This window comes from Stackebrandtia albiflava (genome assembly GCF_007994225.1).
In the GTDB taxonomy this organism is placed as follows: Bacteria; Actinomycetota; Actinomycetes; order Mycobacteriales; family Micromonosporaceae; genus Stackebrandtia; species Stackebrandtia albiflava.
Genome location: NZ_VLLL01000005.1, coordinates 377,001 through 390,924 on the forward strand (window position 1 = coordinate 377,001; position 13,924 = coordinate 390,924).

Consider the following 13,924-nt stretch of genomic DNA (forward strand, 5'->3'; position numbering starts at 1 on the left):
CGACCGTGACCACGCGTGCGCGCGACCTCGGCATACTGGCCGTGCCCGGCACCACCGGCCCGCACGGCGCGATCACCGACGTGCCGGGCGTCCTCGTCGGCCACACCACGGTGCGACGGCCACCCGACGTCCACACCGGAGTCACCGCGATCGTGCCGCGCGGCATCGGACCCGCCTCACCGATCCCGGCGGGCATCTCGGTCGGAAACGGCTTCGGCAAACTGATCGGCGCCACCCAGGTCACCGAACTCGGCCGGCTGGAGTCACCGATCGTGCTCACCGCGACGCTGTCGGCCTTCCGCGCCGCCGACGCCCTGGTCAGTTGGCTCGTCCGCGAACCCGCCTTCGGCGACGTCACCACCTTCAACCCGGTGGTGGGGGAGTGCAACGACGGTTACCTCTCCGACATCCGCGCCCGACCGGTCACCGAGGAACACGTGCTCGCCGCGGTCGGCGGGGCGAACGACGGGCCGGTCGCCATGGGATCGGTGGGAGCCGGCACCGGCACCGGCGCACTCGGGTTCAAGGCCGGGATCGGTTCGGCGAGCAGGATCGTCGAGATCGAGGGCACCACCGTGACCCTGGGTGGACTCGTCCAGGCCAACTTCGGCGGCGTACTGCGGGTACTCGGCCGCCCGGTCCCGCCACCGCCGCATACCCCACGACCACCCGACACCGGCTCCTGCATGCTCGTACTGGCGACCGACGCGCCGCTGGAGTCCAGGCAGCTCAACCGGTTGGCGAACCGCGCGGTGTTCGGACTGGGCCGGGTCGGCGCCTCGTACAGCCACGGCAGCGGCGACTACGGCCTGGCGTTCTCGACCGGAACGGGCACGCCACCACCGGACTCCGCGCTCGATCCGCTGTTCGCAGCCGCCCTCGACGTGGTCGAGGAGATGGTGCTCGATTCGCTGCTGGCCGCCGCCACCACCGTCGGCCGCCTCGGCCGGACGCTTCCGGGACTGACCACCTCGCCCGACTGGCGCGGCCTCGTCGCCGACGTCGCCCGGTGACGCGGACCGAGCTGTCGGCCGACTCCCGGGGCGACCGGTGATTCGCCCATGACCAGTAGCATTGGCCGATGTGACCTACGATCCCTACGGTAATCAGCCGCCGCACGACCCGTACGGCAGTTCGCCGCCCCCACAGACCCCGCATTCCGGTGCTCCCGGTTACTACCAGGACCCGAAAGGCCAGTACGACCCGTACCAGGGGCAGTACACCGCGCCGCCGTACATGCAACAGCCCATGGGATACCAGGCGCCGCAGAACGGTCTCGGCATCGCCGCGATGGTGCTGGGAATCGTGTCCATCCCCGCGTTGTGCCTCTGCTACGCCGGCGTGCCCACGGCGATCCTCGCGATCATCTTCGGTGCGGTCGGCGTCTCCAAGGCGAGCAGGGGGGAGGCCACCAACAAGGGGATGGCGCTCGCCGGCATCATCCTCGGCTGCGCGACCTTCCTGGTCCTGATCCTGTGGGTCGTGTTGGTCCTGGTGTTCGGATACGCCGACTTCAACTACTACAACGAGTTCTGACCGGGGCGTCCGCCGCCCGCCGCGCCGGGCGGCGGCGCCGCGTGGAAACGGAGTGTCGGCCGGGCACGGTCGCGCACTATGATCTGCGGTTATGGCAAAAGTGCTCACACCTCGGAACGAGGATTTCCCCCGCTGGTACCAAGACGTCGTCGCCAAGGCCGAGCTGGCCGAGAACGGCCCGGTCAAAGGTCAGCAGGTGATCCGACCGACGGGGTTCGCACTGTGGGAGCGGATGGTCTCCGAAATGGACGACCGGATCAAGGACACCGGCACCGAGAACGCCTCCTTCCCGCTGCTCATCCCCCAGAGCTACATGCAACGCGAGGCCGAGCACGTGGAGGGCTTCGCGCCCGAGCTGTGGACGGTCACCCACGCCGGCGGCAAGCAGCTGGAGGAGCCCGTCGTGGTGCGGCCCACGTCGGAGACGGTCATCGGCGAGTACATGGCCAAGTGGGTGCAGTCGTACCGGGATCTGCCGCTGCTGCTCAACCAGTGGTGCAACGTGATGCGTTACGAACTGCGCACCCGGTTGTTCCTGCGCTCCTCGGAGTTCCTGTGGCAGGAGGGCCACACCGCCCACGCCACCTATGAGGACGCTCACGCCTTCACACTGCGCATCCTGCACGAGGTGTACGCCGACTTCATGGAGAACGTACTCGCGTTGCCGGTGTTGACCGGCCTCAAGACGGCCGCCGAACGGTTCGCGGGCGCGTTGAACACCTTCGCCTGCGAGGCGATGATGCGCGACGGCAAGGCGCTCCAGATGGGCACCTCGCACGAGCTCGGCCAGAACTTCGCCAAGGCGTTCGACATCCAGTACCTCGGCTCCGACGGCAAGCAGCACCACTGCTGGACGACGTCGTGGGGAACGTCCACCCGTATGGTGGGCGGCCTGATCATGGGGCACGGTGACGACTCGGGTCTGCGCGTGCCCCCCAGGCTGGCCCCCGTGCAGGCGTACGTGATGACCGTGAAGGCGGGCGACGGAGTCGGTGAGGCCGCCGCCGCGTTGCACGCCGGCCTGCGTGACGCCGGTGTCCGGTCCCGCCTCGACGACCGCACCGACGTGCCGTTCGGTCGCCGCGCGGTCGACGCCGAACTCAAGGGCTACCCCGTTCGTATCGAGGTCGGACCCCGTGACCTCGCCGAGGGCAAGGCCGTGCTGGTGCGCCGCGTCGACGGTTCCAAGACGCCGGTCGGGCTCGACTCGGTGACCGAGGCCGTGACGCAGGCGCTGGAAGCCGACCAGCAGGCCCTCTATGACGAGGCGCTGCGTTTCCGCTCCGACAACACCACCGACGTCGGCACCCTGGCCGAGGCCGTCGAGGCCGCCGGCACCGGGTTCGCCCGGCTGGCGTGGTCGGAGTGCGGCCTGGAGGGCGAGGCCAAGGCCGCCGAACAGGGCGTCACGGTCCGCTGCCTGCAACGGGCCGACGGCACCGTCCCCGACTCCGACCAGGAGCCGGACCTGGTGGCCGTCCTGGCGCGGGCCTACTGAGTCCCCCGTCTCGCACGTGCCCCCGCCGCACCGGTGCGGCGGGGGCACGTGCGTCATCGGCGGTTCCGCGCCGACACGGAGCGCCACGTCGATGCGCGGTACCGGGAGGCGTCGGTTAGCATGGGTGGCTGGTAAACGTCCTCGCGGTCCACGGCGCCCTCTCAACGACGTGGCGTGAGGCTGTCGTCCTCGGCATCGGCACCGTCATAACCCCACGTGGCGGTGTGGCGATGCGCCATGCAACACACTTACAGGAGCCGTAAAGACAGTGGCAGTTAAGATCCGACTTCTGCGGATGGGCAAGATCCGCCACCCGCAGTACCGCATCGTCGTCGCCGACTCCCGCACCAAGCGGGACGGCCGGGCGATCGAATTCGTGGGGCTGTACCACCCCAAGGAGGAGCCCTCGCGCATCGAGGTCAAGTCCGACCGGGTGCAGTACTGGCTGAGCGTCGGCGCGCAGCCGTCCGACCCGGTCAAGGCCATCCTCTCCAAGACCGGTGACTGGCAGAAGTTCAAGGGCCTGCCCGCCCCGGAGCCGTTGAAGGTCGCCGCGGCGAAGCCCGACAAGGGTGCGCTGTACGAGGCCGAGGCCAAGGCCGCCGGTGTCGACGCCGAGGAGAAGAAGGCCGAGACGCCGAAGAAGAAGACCGCCAAGAAGGCCGAGGCCAAGGTCGAGGCGACCGACGCCCCCGCCGAGGTCAAGGAGTCGGCCGAGAAGGAAGTCAAGGCCGACGAGGCCGCCGCCACCGCCGAGTCGCCCAAGGAGTCCTGACGTGCTGCGGCCCGCACTGGAACATCTCGTCAAAGGCATCGTGACCCACCCCGACGATGTGCGTGTCCGTATGCTGAACGAACGTCGCGGCAAGCGACTGGAAGTTCGGGTCCACCCGGAAGACCTCGGTACCGTGATCGGCCGTGGTGGCCGCACCGTCAAGGCGTTGCGCCAGGTGGTCGGTTCCATCGGCGGGCGCGGCATCCGCGTCGAGGTCCTCGACAACTGAGCTGCGGGACATCGGTATAGGAGCACTGGTCTCTTGCTGCTCGTCATCGGCCGGATAGTCCGGCCCCATGGGATTCGCGGCGACCTGATCTGCGAGGTCAGGACCGACGAACCCGAGGAGCGTTTCGTCGCCGGGTCGGTGGTGCACACCGACCCGGCTTCGGCCGGACCGCTCCGCATCGAATCCGTCCGCTGGTACCAGGGGCGACTCCTGCTGACCTTCGACGGCGTCGCCGACCGGGACACCGCCGAGGCGCTCCGGGGCGTCCTGTTGTGCGTCGACAGCGCCAACGTCCCCCCGCCGGAGGACCCGGAGGAGTTCCGCGACCACGACCTGGTCGGCCTGCGCGTCGAGACCGAGACCGGTGAGACCGTCGGCACCGTCGCGCGCATCGAACACGGGCCCGCCCACGACACCCTCGTCGTCGACCGGTCGGAAGCCAAGCCGGCGCTCATCCCGTTCATCCACGCGATGGTCCCGGTCGTCGACGTGCCCGGTGGCCGGATGGTCGTCACACTGCCCGAGGGGTTGCTGGACCTGTGACCGCCGGTCCCGTGCCCACCGATCCGCCGAGGCCCCGTATGCGCGTCGACGTGGTCACGGTGTTCCCGCAGTACCTCGCGCCGTTGGAGCTGTCGCTCATCGGCCGTGCCCGGCAACGGGGCATCCTGGACGTCGCCGTCCACGACCTGCGCGACTGGACGCACGACGTCCACCGCACCGTCGACGACAGCCCCGCCGGAGGCGGCGCCGGCATGATCATGCGTCCCGAACCGTGGGGGGAGGCGTTCGACGCGCTCGCCGACCCCGCGAACCCCCCGCGCCTACTGGTACCCAGCCCCGCCGGCGTGCCGTTCCGGCAGGCCATGGCGGTGGAGCTGGCCGCCGAACCACACCTCATGTTCGCGTGCGGCCGGTACGAGGGCATCGATCAACGTGTCATCGACCACGCCGCCGCGCACATGCCGGTCACCGAGGTCTCGCTCGGCGACTACGTGCTGTTCGGCGGGGAGGTGGCGGTACTCGTGATCCTGGAGGCCGTGACCAGGCTCATCCCCGGTGTCCTCGGCAACGCGCAGTCGTTGGACGACGAATCACACAACGCCGGACTGCTGGAGTCGCCCTCCTACACCAAACCCGCCGTCTGGCGAGGCCGCGAGGTGCCGGAGGTACTGTTGTCGGGCCACCACGCGCGTATCGAGCGGTGGCGGCGGGACCAGTCGCTGTTGCGGACCGCACGGCGGCGCCCGGAACTGCTGGCGGGCCTACCGCCGGACGCCTTGGACGCCGCGGACCGCGCCACCCTGGAGGGGGCCGGGTTCGCGGTACCGCCACCCGGTGTGGCAGAGTAGTGAGGTTGCCGCGCGCGGCACACCAGCTACCGTGTCCCGGATCCGCCGGTACACGGCCGGGGACGGACCGCGACGCGCGAAGACCACGAGACCATGAGTACGACTGTCGCGCATCAACGGGTGCGCGCCGCGAAGCTGCGAGGAATTAACCGCCATGAACACGCTGGACGCTTTGGACGCCGTTTCCGTACGGGCGGACATTCCCGATTTCCGGGCCGGTGACACCGTCAAGGTCAACGTGCGGGTTGTCGAGGGCAGCCGGTCGCGTATCCAGGTCTTCCAGGGCGTGGTCATCCGCCGCCAGGGCTCCGGCCTGCGTGAGACCTTCACGGTCCGCAAGATGAGCTCGGGCATCGGCATCGAGCGCACCTTCCCGCTCAACAGCCCGGTCATCGACCGCATCGAGGTCGCGACCCGCGGCGACGTCCGCCGGGCCAAGCTGTACTACCTGCGCAACCTGCGCGGCAAGGCCGCCAAGATCAAGGAACTGCGCGACTAGAGTCCCGCACCGGAACCACCGCCCCGTGCGGTGGAGGTGTGTGACACCGTGACCTCACGTCGAAGGCCGACCCGTCGTGGTCGGCCTTTCGTCGTGTCACCGACGTCGCCCGCCGCTGCTAGCCTGCCCGGATGCGCCTCAACTACGCCGCCTTCGGGACCGGTATCCCGGTGATCGCCGTCCACGGCTGGACCGCCGACCACCGGTTGATGACCGGTTGCCTGGAACCCCTGTTCACCGACCGGCCGGGCTACCACCGCGTCTACCCCGACCTGCCCGGTATGGGCGGCAGCCCGATCGGGGACGTCGCGTGCAGCGACGACATGCTCGACGCCGTCGACGAATTCGTCACCACCGAATTGGGCGACGACCCGTTCCTGTTGGTCGGTGACTCCTACGGCGGCTACATCGCCCGCGGCCTCGCCGCGCGGCGGGGCACCCAGGTGACCGGGTTGGCGCTGATCTGTCCCATCGGGTATCCCGAACGGTCACGTCGTACGCTGCCCGACCCCGACGTGCTGGTCAGGACGCCGGGCCTCCTCGACGGGCTCGACGACGGCGAGGCGGCCGAATACGCCGCGATCGCCGTGGTCCAGGACCCCGAGACACTGCGACGGTTCCAAGCCGAGGCGTGGCCGGGCATCCGGATCGCCGACATGGCGGCACTGGACCGGGTCTCGGCGCGTTACGCCTTGGCCGAGCCGCCGGAATCCGGCGAGCCGTTCACCCGCCCCGCGGTGGTGTTCGCCGGCCGGCAGGACGCCGTCACCGGCTACGACGACTTCTACCGCCTCCTCGACCACTACCCCAGGGCCACGTTCGCGGTGTTGGACCGCGCCGGCCACAACCTCCAGATCGAACAGCCCGTCCTGTTCAAGGCGCTCATGGCGGAATGGCTCGACCGGGTCGCCGAGTCCATGGAGTGAGCGGACGGTGACTTCCCCGCAGTACGCGCTGCCGTTAAGCTCAGCCCCCATGAACGCCCCCCGGCCCCGTGACGTCGCACCGCCCCGCAGGGGGGCGGCGGTCACGGTCAGCAGGCTGCGCCGCATCCGGTCGCATCGACGCAGGCACCTTCCGCTGCTGGTGGAGCTGCCGCTGCTGCTCCTGGTGGCGTTCTGCGCGGCGGTCCTGCTCCGCAGCTTCGTCGTCCAGTCGTTCGACATCCCCTCCGGTTCGATGGAGATGACGTTGCAGGTCGGTGACCGGGTGGTGGTGAACAAGCTGGTCTACGCGCTGCGTGAACCGCAACGCGGCGAGGTCGTGGTGTTCAAGGGGACCGACCGGTGGGCCTCGGAGGTGCGGATGCCCACCGACACGACCCTCCTGGAGGACGTCGGACGGGTACTGGGCGACCTGATCGGCATCGCGGCCCCCGACGAGAAGGACCTGATCAAACGGATCATCGGGATACCGGGGGACACCGTCTCCTGCTGCGACGACGCGGGGCGGGTGGTGGTCAACGGCGTGTCGCTGGACGAGTCGGAGTACCTGTACGACGACGCCGCCCTGGAGGCCGACCCGGCCGCCAACGACTGCCTGTCCCGCCGGTTCGGGCCGGTCCACGTGCCACCCGGTCACGTCTTCGTGATGGGGGACCACCGCGGAGACTCCAAGGACTCCCGCTGCCAGGGCTTCGTGCCCGTCGAGAACTTCATCGGCCGCGCGATAGCGGTGGTGTGGCCCGAGGACCACTGGCGCGCCCTGGAGATCCCGGCGGCGTTCGCGGCCGTTCCGCCCGGCGACGCCGACGGCGCCCCGGTCGACACGGCGGCCGGGACCCCGAACCCGGTGGTGCCGCTCATCCCGCCGCTGCTGCCGCTGCCGTCGCGCCGGCGACGTGGCCCTGAAACCAGGCGAATACGTAGAGACGTCGATGAGTCACGTTCCGTCGAAGTAGACTCCGGTGGTGATCGACGACGAACCCGCTTCGGCCGCCGACGACAACCACACCGGTCGCCCTGCCGAGGCCAGTGAAGACGAGAAGAAGAGGTCGTTCTGGAAGGAACTGCCCGTCCTGCTGGTCATCGCGATCGTGGTGGCGCTGGTGGTGCGGACCTTCGTCCTCCAGTCGTTCTGGATCCCGTCGGGGTCCATGGAGCACACCCTGGAACGCGGCGACCGGGTCCTGGTCAACAAGCTGGTCTACGAGTTCACCGATCCCGAACGCGGTGACGTCATCGTGTTCAAGGCGCCGATGGAGTGGCGGAGCAACCCCGAGGACGAGGACTTCATCAAACGGGTCATCGCCGTGGGCGGCGACACCGTGTCCTACAGCCGCGACGAGGGTCGCCTGTCGGTCAACGGCCGGGCACTCGACGAGTCGGCGTACCTGTACCACGACCCGGTCAGCGGTGCCGCCGACCTGCCCAGCAAGGACGGGTACGAGTTCACCGTGATCGTCCCCGAGGGCCGGCTGTGGGTGATGGGCGACCACCGCTCGGCGTCCGGAGACTCACGGGAGAACTACATCAGGTCCGGCCGGGACGTCTCCTCGGCGACCATCCCGGTCGACTCGGTCGTCGGTCACGCCTTCGTCGTGATGTGGCCGTTCGAGCGGTTCCACTGGTTGACCGTTCCCGAGACCTTCGACGCGGTCCCGGCGTCCCGGTCGGAGCGGTCGGCGTCTCGCGACTGACGCCTATGGGCCACCCGGTCGTGTGGTGAGGGCACGTAAGCTCAATGACTGTGATCGACGACGAAGCCAAGGCGGCCCGACCGGCCGACGAGACCGACACGACCGACGACGAGGGCAAGAAGAAGAAGGGTTCGTTCTGGAAGGAACTGCCCATCCTGCTGGTCATCGCCGTCGTCGTGGCGCTGGTGGTGAGGTCCTTCGTCGTGCAGTCGTTCTGGATCCCCTCCGGTTCCATGGAGAACACCCTGCAACTCGACGACTACGTCCTGGCCAACAAGCTGGAGTACACCTTCGGTGAGCCGGAACGCGGCGAGGTCGTGGTGTTCCAGGCGCCGATGGAGTGGCGCAGCGACCCGGCGGAGGAGGACTTCATCAAGCGGGTCATCGCCGTGGGCGGCGACACCGTGTCCTACAGCGCGGAGGACCGGGTCATCACCGTCAACGGGTACCCGCTCGACGAGACCGAGTACCTCTACACCGACCCGTACACCGGTGTTCAGCAGTCACCCAGCAAGGACGACGAGGAGTTCACCGTCACGGTCCCGGAGGGCCGGTTGTGGGTGATGGGGGACCACCGATGGGCGTCCGGCGACTCACGTGAACGGTACGTGCGTTCCGGTGGCGACGTCATGGCCGCGACCATCCCCGTCGAGAACGCCATCGGACGCGCCTTCGTACTCATCTGGCCGCTCGACCGGTGGGACTGGCTGGGCATCCCGGACACCTTCGACGGTGTCCCCGACCCCGCGTAGGCGACGCCCGTGGACGTGAAGGTGCATGAACGGCGGGCCGGCCGGGTGCTGCTTCTCGACCGGGACGGCCGCGTGCTGCTGTTCCGGGGCTGCGACCCGCGTCACCCGGACGACAAGTTCTGGTTCACCGCCGGAGGAGGCGTCGAACCCGGGGAGGACGACGCCCGGGCGGCCTGTCGGGAACTCGCCGAGGAGACCGGTATCCCGGTCGCGCCCGCCGACCTGACCGGGCCGGTCCACGAGACCACCGAGGAGTTCTGGTACGACGGCCGCCGGTACCGGCAACGTCAGGTGTTCTTCTTGCTGCGGCGGGACGCCCCGACGATAGACATGTCCGGGCTCCGGGCCGACGAGGTCGGGGTGATGGACCGGTTCGCGTGGTGGAGCGCCGAGGAGCTGCGCGCCACCAGGGAGGTGTACTACCCGGTGGAGTTGCCGGACGTACTGGACGGATTGCCATGCAGTCCCCACTGAACCCCAGGCGCGCCAGGATCCGGCGGGAGCCGGACATGTACACCCTGGAGGAGACGCTCCGCAGGCACGGTTTCGCCCACATCGCCGGTGCCGACGAGGCCGGGCGCGGTGCGTGCGCCGGACCGCTGGTCGTGGCGGCGGTGATCCTCCCCGAGGGCAGGCGGGGGCGGGTCCCCGGCCTGGCCGACTCCAAACTCCTCACCCCGCAGGCCAGGGAGGAGGTCTACGAGGAGGTCCTCGCGCGTGCGCTGGCGCACACCGTCGTGGTGATCCCGGCGACCGAGGTCGACGCCAAGGGACTGGGGGTGTGCAACCTCGCCGGTATGCGGCGGGCCTTCGCACGGCTGCGTCCCGCCGCGCAGTACGTGCTGACCGACGGGTTCCCCGTCCCCGGTGTGCCCGTCCCCGGCCTCGGCGTGTGGAAGGGCGACCGCGTCGCCGCGTGCGTGTCGGCGGCCGGTGTCCTGGCCAAGGTGACCAGGGACCGCATGATGACCGAGCTCCACCGCCGCTTCGACATGTACGGTTTCGACGAGCACAAGGGGTACTCGACCCCCGCCCACCAGGCGGCGCTGCTCGCCCACGGGCCGTGCCCGGAGCATCGTCGCAGCTACGCCAACGTCGCGGCGGTCTCCGGCGTGGCCCGAGCTGCCGAACCGGTGGCGACGGCGCATCATGGGTAACAATTGAGCAAGCGGAGGCGGAGGATGACTGTTGAGCGCTGAGGATCTCGAAAAGTACGAAACCGAGATGGAGTTGCAGCTCTACCGGGAGTACCGCGACATCGTGCGTCAGTTTTCCTACGTGGTGGAGACCGAGCGGCGCTTCTACCTGACCAACCACGTGGAGATGCACGTCCGCAACACCGACGGTGAGACCTTCTTCGAGGTCGAGATGTCCGACGCCTGGGTGTGGGACATGTACCGTCCGGCCAGGTTCGTGAAGAACGTCAAGGTCATGACGTTCAAGGACGTCAACATCGAGGAACTGGACAAGCCGGAGATCGAGCTGCCGACCGAGGGAGGGTTCGGTGCCTGAACCGAGGACGTCCCCGACGGTCGTGTCAGATCCGTTCGGGTAGCCGATAACGTCCCTCCTCACACCTGGCCAGGCCGGCGGCCACCAACGCCGGAAGGACGCGTTGCGCGGCGGCGGCCGAGACCCCGGCCTGCGCGGCTATCCGTTCGACCGTGGCCGGGGCCGACCGCGGCACCGAATCGAGGACGCGGGCGGCGACCTCACCGAGCCGGTCACGAGGGCGCTGCTCCCGCGCGGGAGCCGGAGCGAGCGCGGTGTCGCAGCCGCCCAGATCCTCCACGACGTCGGCGGCCCGGGTCACGATCCGCACCGGGTGATGGCCACGGGCGAGTTGGTGCACCCCGGCCGACGCCCGGGAGTTGACCGGCCCGGGGACCACCATCACCGGCCGGTCCAACTCGGCGGCCAGCCGCGCGGTGTGCCTGGCTCCACTGCGGAGTCCCGCCTCCACCACCACGGTGCCGCGCGGCATCGCCGCGATGACCCGGTTGCGGACCAGGAACCGGAATCGGCGTGGCGTCGCACCGGGCGGCCACTCGCTCACCAGCAGCCCGTTGCGGCGTATCCGGTCGAACAGCGGGAGCAGACGCGCCGGGTACTCGCGATCGACACCGCCCGCCAACACGCACACGGTTCCACCCCCGGCGGCGAGCGCCCCGGTGTGCGCGGCCGCGTCGATGCCGTAGGCACCGCCCGAGACGACCGTCCAGCCCTGCCGGGTCAGTCCGTAACCGAACTCGGTGGCGACGTGGCGGCCGTACTCGGTGCAGACCCGGGCGCCGACCACGGCCACCGAGCGGTCGGTCAGTTCCGCGAGGTGGCCCTCGCCCCGCACCCACAGGCACAGTGGTGGACGGGTGTGGGGGTCGGACTCGTCGTAGAGCCCCGCCAGGTCGGCGACCCGGGCGGGCCACTCGGGGTCCAGTGGTGTCACGGGCCTGGCTCCGCACGCCTCGGCCGCGGGTAGGACCGACCGCACCAGCTCGTCCGGATCCCGGTCGCCGAGGCGTTGTCGCGCGGCGGCGGCGAGTCCGGCGTCGGACGCGCCGGACACGAGCCGGTGCAGTGCGTCGGCGGGACCGAACCTGGCGACGTCGTCGCCCACCAGTGCGTTCCCCGGTTCGTACAACATGGACAGTGCGACGAGTGCGCGGTGTTCCGGTGTCATGGGATCCTCCAGGATCGTCGGTCGGTCGGTCGGATTGGGCGGTCGGTCGGGTCGGGTGGGCGGGTTCTCACGTACTCAGCGGGGCGGGTCGTGGCCCGTCCGTAGGGCGGCGGCCTCGGCGACGTCCTCCCCGGTGGGGTGGCCGTGGCCCGCCAGGTCGGCGATGCTCCACGCCAGGCGCAGGACGCGGTCGTAACCGCGGGCGGTCAGCAGCCCGGTCTCGGCCATCCGGTCGGCCGGTCGCGTCACGCGCGGCGGCAACCGGAACGGGGCCGCGCGGAGCCGGGGACCGGGAACCTCCCGGTTGCACCGCCACGTCTCACCGGTGGCGCGCCAACGTGCCGTCGCTGCCTCCCGTGCCGCCGCGACCCGGGCGGTCACGCTGCCGGAGTCGTTCCGGGACGGCTCGGCGGTGAGGATGGCGGAGACGGGGACCGGCCGCAGTTCCAACCGGATGTCGATCCTGTCCATCAACGGACCCGACAGCCTCCCCAGGTAGCGACGCCGCACCGCCGGGCCGCAACGGCAGTCGGCCGGTTCGGTGGCGGCACAGGGGCACGGATTGGCGGCCAACACCAACTGCACCCGCGCGGGGAAGCGTGCCGATCCCCCCGACCGGCACACCAGCACCTCGTCGGCCTCCAGGGGCTGACGCAGCGCGTCGAGCACCTCGCGGCGGAACTCGGGAGCCTCGTCGAGGAAGAGCACCCCGTGGTGGGCGAGCGACATCGCGCCGGGCCGCAGCCGGTGGCCGCCACCGCCGACCATCGCGGGCATCGTCGCGGTGTGGTGGGGCGCCGAGTACGGCGGACGGCGGATCAGGCCGCCCGACTCCGGCAGTAGACCCGCCACCGAGTGGACCGCCGTCACCTCCAGTGCCTGACCGGCGTCGAGCGGTGGCAGCAGCCCGGGGAGCCGTTCGGCGAGCATCGACTTTCCGGTGCCGGGCGGCCCCGCCATGAAGACGTGGTGCCCGCCGGCGGCGGCGATCTCCAGGGCCCGTTTCGGTGTCTCCTGTCCCACGACGTCGGCGAGGTCGGGGTGCCGTGGGGGAGCCGGTGGATCCGGTGCGTCACCCGGGGTGTGGAGGTCGGCGGTACCGCGCAGCCACGCGATGAGCTGGCGCAGGTCGTCCACGCCGTGTACCGACAATCCGGGCACCACGGCGGCCTCGGTCAGGTTGGCGGTGGGCACGACGGCGTATCGCAGGCCGTCGTGCCCGGCGGCCGTCAGGCACGGCAGCATGCCCGGCATGGGGCGGACGACGCCGTTGAGTCCGAGTTCGCCCAGCAGTACGTGCCCTTCGCAGCGTTGCAACGGTGCGACCCCGGTGGCGGCCAGGATCGCCGCGGCGATGGCCAGATCACCGCCCGGCCCCGACTTCGGCACCCCGGCGGGCAGCAGGTTGACCACGGTGTATCCGTCGGGCCACGGAACGCCGGAGTTCTCGAACGCGGCGCGTACCCGCACCCGGGCCTGTTCCTGTGTCTTGTCGGGGAGGCCGGTGACGACCAGTTGTGAGGGACCGTGGCCGATGTGCGCCTCGACGGTGACCACCTGGCCGGCCAGTCCCGTCAGGCAGACGGTGTGCGTGGTGCTGTACGGCATCACAGCACCGCCGGGCGGTGGTCGAGCAGTGCCCGAGTGCCGGTGATCGTCACGCAGATGACGTCGAACCGCCGCCCGGTCGCCCATCCCGGCCGCGGGTAGACCTGGGCGAGCCGTCGGATACGTGCCGCCTTCGCCGGTCCGACCGCCGACATGGGCGTTCCGAACCGTACCGACCTGCGGGTCTTGACCTCGCAGAAGACCAGGAGCCGACCGCTGCGGGCGACGATGTCGAGTTCGCCGCGCCGCGAACGCCAGTTCCGGCACAGGATCCGCATGCCGTCGCGGCGGAGGTGGGCGCACGCCAGATCCTCGCCGCGCCGCCCGAGGGACGACCGGTCACCGGGAGTCACGGTG

Annotated in this window: 17 protein-coding genes and 1 pseudogene; 15 read left to right on the forward strand and 3 right to left on the reverse strand. The window is 70.2% G+C overall.

Annotated elements, in window-relative coordinates; genetic code table 11:
- Positions 1-5 precede the first annotated feature (5 nt).
- The 15 genes and pseudogenes from LX16_RS02605 (at position 6) to LX16_RS02675 (ending at position 10,791) form a co-directional block, all read left to right on the forward strand.
- On the forward strand, positions 6-1,013 hold the full coding sequence (locus tag LX16_RS02605; protein WP_211354243.1) for a P1 family peptidase: 1,008 nt from the start codon (positions 6-8) through the stop codon (positions 1,011-1,013).
- A gap of 70 nt (positions 1,014-1,083) precedes the next feature.
- On the forward strand, positions 1,084-1,536 hold the full coding sequence (locus tag LX16_RS02610) for a DUF4190 domain-containing protein (RefSeq protein WP_211354244.1): 453 nt from the start codon (positions 1,084-1,086) through the stop codon (positions 1,534-1,536).
- 91 nt (positions 1,537-1,627) lie between these two features.
- Positions 1,628-3,034 carry a proline--tRNA ligase gene (gene proS, locus LX16_RS02615; RefSeq protein ID WP_147132544.1) on the forward strand — a complete coding sequence of 469 codons (1,407 nt, stop codon included), beginning with the start codon at positions 1,628-1,630 and terminating at the stop codon, positions 3,032-3,034.
- Between the two features lie 268 nt (positions 3,035-3,302).
- Complete coding sequence (gene rpsP / locus LX16_RS02620) at positions 3,303-3,809, forward strand: 30S ribosomal protein S16 (protein WP_147132547.1); 507 nt, start codon at positions 3,303-3,305, stop codon at positions 3,807-3,809.
- A gap of 1 nt (position 3,810) precedes the next feature.
- Positions 3,811-4,038 (forward strand): RNA-binding protein, encoded by a 228-nt coding sequence (locus tag LX16_RS02625; protein ID WP_147132550.1) that lies wholly within the window; start codon positions 3,811-3,813, stop codon positions 4,036-4,038.
- Positions 4,039-4,074: 36 nt separating this feature from the next.
- Positions 4,075-4,581 (forward strand): ribosome maturation factor RimM, encoded by a 507-nt coding sequence (rimM, locus tag LX16_RS02630; protein WP_345740707.1) that lies wholly within the window; start codon positions 4,075-4,077, stop codon positions 4,579-4,581.
- 38 nt (positions 4,582-4,619) lie between these two features.
- On the forward strand, positions 4,620-5,390 hold the full coding sequence (gene trmD, locus LX16_RS02635; protein ID WP_147132556.1) for a tRNA (guanosine(37)-N1)-methyltransferase TrmD: 771 nt from the start codon (positions 4,620-4,622) through the stop codon (positions 5,388-5,390).
- Between the two features lie 154 nt (positions 5,391-5,544).
- Positions 5,545-5,889 carry a 50S ribosomal protein L19 gene (gene rplS / locus LX16_RS02640; RefSeq protein WP_147132559.1) on the forward strand — a complete coding sequence of 115 codons (345 nt, stop codon included), beginning with the start codon at positions 5,545-5,547 and terminating at the stop codon, positions 5,887-5,889.
- 131 nt (positions 5,890-6,020) lie between these two features.
- A complete protein-coding gene (locus LX16_RS02645) occupies positions 6,021-6,815 on the forward strand; it encodes an alpha/beta fold hydrolase (RefSeq protein WP_147132562.1) in 795 nt (264 codons plus the stop codon).
- A gap of 49 nt (positions 6,816-6,864) precedes the next feature.
- Positions 6,865-7,866 carry a signal peptidase I gene (gene lepB, locus LX16_RS02650; protein ID WP_147132565.1) on the forward strand — a complete coding sequence of 334 codons (1,002 nt, stop codon included), beginning with the start codon at positions 6,865-6,867 and terminating at the stop codon, positions 7,864-7,866.
- A gap of 31 nt (positions 7,867-7,897) precedes the next feature.
- Positions 7,898-8,527: a signal peptidase I gene (gene lepB / locus LX16_RS02655; protein ID WP_345740706.1), complete on the forward strand. Its 630-nt coding sequence runs from the start codon at positions 7,898-7,900 to the stop codon at positions 8,525-8,527.
- A gap of 50 nt (positions 8,528-8,577) precedes the next feature.
- Positions 8,578-9,279: a signal peptidase I gene (lepB, locus tag LX16_RS02660; protein WP_244615649.1), complete on the forward strand. Its 702-nt coding sequence runs from the start codon at positions 8,578-8,580 to the stop codon at positions 9,277-9,279.
- Between the two features lie 9 nt (positions 9,280-9,288).
- Positions 9,289-9,753, forward strand: a complete 465-nt coding sequence (locus LX16_RS02665; protein ID WP_211354246.1) for an NUDIX hydrolase — start codon at positions 9,289-9,291, stop codon at positions 9,751-9,753.
- Positions 9,738-10,418 (forward strand): annotated as a pseudogene (locus LX16_RS02670) (ribonuclease HII); the annotation flags it as partial. The gene LX16_RS02665 and the pseudogene LX16_RS02670, both read left to right, overlap by 16 nt.
- A 49-nt stretch (positions 10,419-10,467) precedes the next feature.
- Positions 10,468-10,791: a DUF2469 domain-containing protein gene (locus LX16_RS02675; protein ID WP_147132574.1), complete on the forward strand. Its 324-nt coding sequence runs from the start codon at positions 10,468-10,470 to the stop codon at positions 10,789-10,791.
- Positions 10,792-10,816: 25 nt separating this feature from the next.
- Here the strand turns inward: LX16_RS02675 and LX16_RS02680 are convergent, their stop codons facing one another.
- The 3 genes from LX16_RS02680 to LX16_RS02690 form a co-directional block, all read right to left on the reverse strand.
- Complete coding sequence (locus LX16_RS02680; RefSeq protein ID WP_147132577.1) at positions 10,817-11,959, reverse strand: DNA-processing protein DprA; 1,143 nt, start codon at positions 11,957-11,959, stop codon at positions 10,817-10,819.
- A gap of 75 nt (positions 11,960-12,034) precedes the next feature.
- Positions 12,035-13,567: a YifB family Mg chelatase-like AAA ATPase gene (locus LX16_RS02685; RefSeq protein ID WP_147132579.1), complete on the reverse strand. Its 1,533-nt coding sequence runs from the start codon at positions 13,565-13,567 to the stop codon at positions 12,035-12,037.
- Positions 13,567-13,920 carry a YraN family protein gene (locus tag LX16_RS02690; protein ID WP_147132582.1) on the reverse strand — a complete coding sequence of 118 codons (354 nt, stop codon included), beginning with the start codon at positions 13,918-13,920 and terminating at the stop codon, positions 13,567-13,569. The genes LX16_RS02685 and LX16_RS02690 overlap by 1 nt, the downstream gene beginning before the upstream one ends.
- Positions 13,921-13,924: the final 4 nt, after the last annotated feature.